Raw genomic sequence first — 2,010 nt, forward strand, 5'->3', positions numbered from 1 at the left:
CTATATGTACGCTCCGCTCCGGTTCTCGATGACACCATCATCTGACTCGCAGGAGCGAGTTTCGAAACGGACTCTAAGCATCATGAACCAGGTCAGAAAAGCCGATCCCAACAACAAGACCGTTTCGGAAAACCGTAAGGCGCGGTTTTCCTATGAGGTGCTTGACACGGTCGAGGCCGGTCTGGTGCTGACCGGCACCGAGGTCAAGTCGCTGCGCCAGGGCCAGGCCAACATCCAGGACAGCTATGCCTCGGTCGAAGGCGGCGAGATCTGGCTGATCAATTCCTATCTGCCGGAATATCTGCAGGCCAACCGCTTCAACCATGAGCCGCGCCGGCGCCGCAAGCTGCTGCTCAACAAGCGCGAGATGGCGAAACTGTCACAGAGTGTCGACCGCGAAGGCATGACACTGGTGCCGCTGAAAATCTATTTCAACGACCAGGGCCGCGCCAAGCTGCTGCTCGCTGTCGGCCGCGGCAAGAAACTGCACGACAAGCGCGAATCCGAGAAGCAGCGCGATTGGTCGCGCGAGAAGGGCCGGCTGTTAAAAGAGCGTGGGTAGGCGGGGCCATTCGCTTGAAGAACCGGATTGTCCTCTTTGGTTTGGCCAGCCTGGTCTTGTTGTGTTTCCTTGCAGCAGGCGGCTATCTCTATTTCAGGTCATTCTCGCCGGATCGCGATAAATATCCGGTCAGGGGCATCGACGTCTCCCATCATCAGGGCCAGATCGATTGGCGGCGCGTAGCCGCCGATGATGTCGCCTTTGCCGTCATCAAGGCGACCGAAGGCGGCGATCATGTCGATGATGCTTTCGCACGGAATCTGGAAGAGGCCCGGGCCGCCGGTCTCGCCGTCGGCGCCTATCACTTTTTCACCTTTTGCCGGCCGGGTGCGGACCAGGCGAAGAATTTCATCTCGGTGGTGCCGCACGATCAGTCCCTGCTGCCACCCGTGGTCGATATCGAATTCGGCGGCAACTGCCCGCAGCGGCCGACGCCCGAACAATTGAACGCCGAACTGGCCGCGTTCCTCGCTCCAGTCGAGGCGGCGTTCGGCAAGCCTGCGATTGTCTATCTGACCGACGATGCAGCAGAAGCCTATGCCGGGCGCATTGCTGCCCGTCCGCTCTGGCTCCGCTCATTGCTCCTGGAGCCGGATCGCAACGACTGGGTCTACTGGCAGTACCACAACAGGGGTCGCGTTGACGGCATCAATGGCGATGTCGACCTGAATGTGCTGCAGGGTGGGCCAGCCATGTTGGATGCGCTGAATGCACTGCCGCACTGAGTTGATGTCTGCGGACACCAACTCTAATTACTGCAAAAACATTTATGTCCGCAAGAATTCCGCTATCTGGCTGAAAACGCTAACGAACATCGCTTCGGTCAGCACGCCGGTGTTGGTGTTGTAGCGTGAGCAGTGATAGCTCGAAAACAGCGTGACGCCACCGGCCGGCAGCTGCCCGCCATGCTTGAACGGGTAGGCGGCGACGCGCCCACCCAGCGCCCGCACCGTCGACTGATGCGCGATCGATCCCAGTGCCAGCACGGCGCGCAAATTAGGGAACCGGGCGATCGTCGGCACCAGGAATGTCCGGCAGGTGGCAATCTCCGCGCCCACCGGCTTGTTCTCAGGCGGCACGCAGCGCACGGCATTGGTGATCGCCGTGCCGACAAGCTCCAATCCGTCGTCGGGTCTGGCCTTGAATTCGCCGCGTGCAAAACCGTGCGAAATCAGGGTCGAGTAGAGCAGGTCGCCGGCATAGTCGCCGGTGAACGGGCGGCCCGTTCGGTTGGCACCGCGAAGGCCGGGCGCCAGCCCGACGATCAGCAGTTGGACCGTCGCGTCACCTTCCGAGGGCAGGAAAGTCGGCACCGGCGCATTGAACCAGGATGGTTCGCGCTGCCGCCACTCGGCGATGAAGTCGTGCAGCCGCGGGCAGAGCGGGCAGTCGCGACTAGGCTCTGAGGCGCAAAGGGCGGTCAAGGCGACCGGCCTCAGTAATCATCC

The 2,010-nt window shown here is 61.4% G+C and carries 3 protein-coding genes; 2 read left to right on the top strand and 1 reads right to left on the bottom strand.

Annotated features, from left to right (window positions below):
- Positions 1-82: 82 nt before the first annotated feature.
- Positions 83-562, top strand: a complete 480-nt coding sequence (gene smpB / locus EN893_RS31095; protein ID WP_013532594.1) for an SsrA-binding protein SmpB — start codon at positions 83-85, stop codon at positions 560-562.
- A gap of 14 nt (positions 563-576) precedes the next feature.
- Entirely contained in the window at positions 577-1,287 is a 711-nt protein-coding gene (locus EN893_RS31100) for a GH25 family lysozyme (RefSeq protein ID WP_127267154.1), read from the top strand.
- Between the two features lie 42 nt (positions 1,288-1,329).
- On the opposite strand, the gene EN893_RS31105 is transcribed toward EN893_RS31100, so the two are convergent.
- Complete coding sequence (locus tag EN893_RS31105; protein ID WP_127267155.1) at positions 1,330-1,986, bottom strand: uracil-DNA glycosylase; 657 nt, start codon at positions 1,984-1,986, stop codon at positions 1,330-1,332.
- Between the last annotated feature and the right edge of the window lie 24 nt (positions 1,987-2,010).

It is taken from the genome of Mesorhizobium sp. M7A.F.Ca.CA.004.04.2.1 (assembly GCF_004022825.1).
GTDB lineage: Bacteria > Pseudomonadota > Alphaproteobacteria > Rhizobiales > Rhizobiaceae > Mesorhizobium.

Coding starts and splice junctions, on each gene's coding strand:
- smpB (WP_013532594.1), top strand. CDS start 83: ATGAACCAGGTCAGAAAAGCCGATCCCAACAACAAGACCGTTTCGGAA.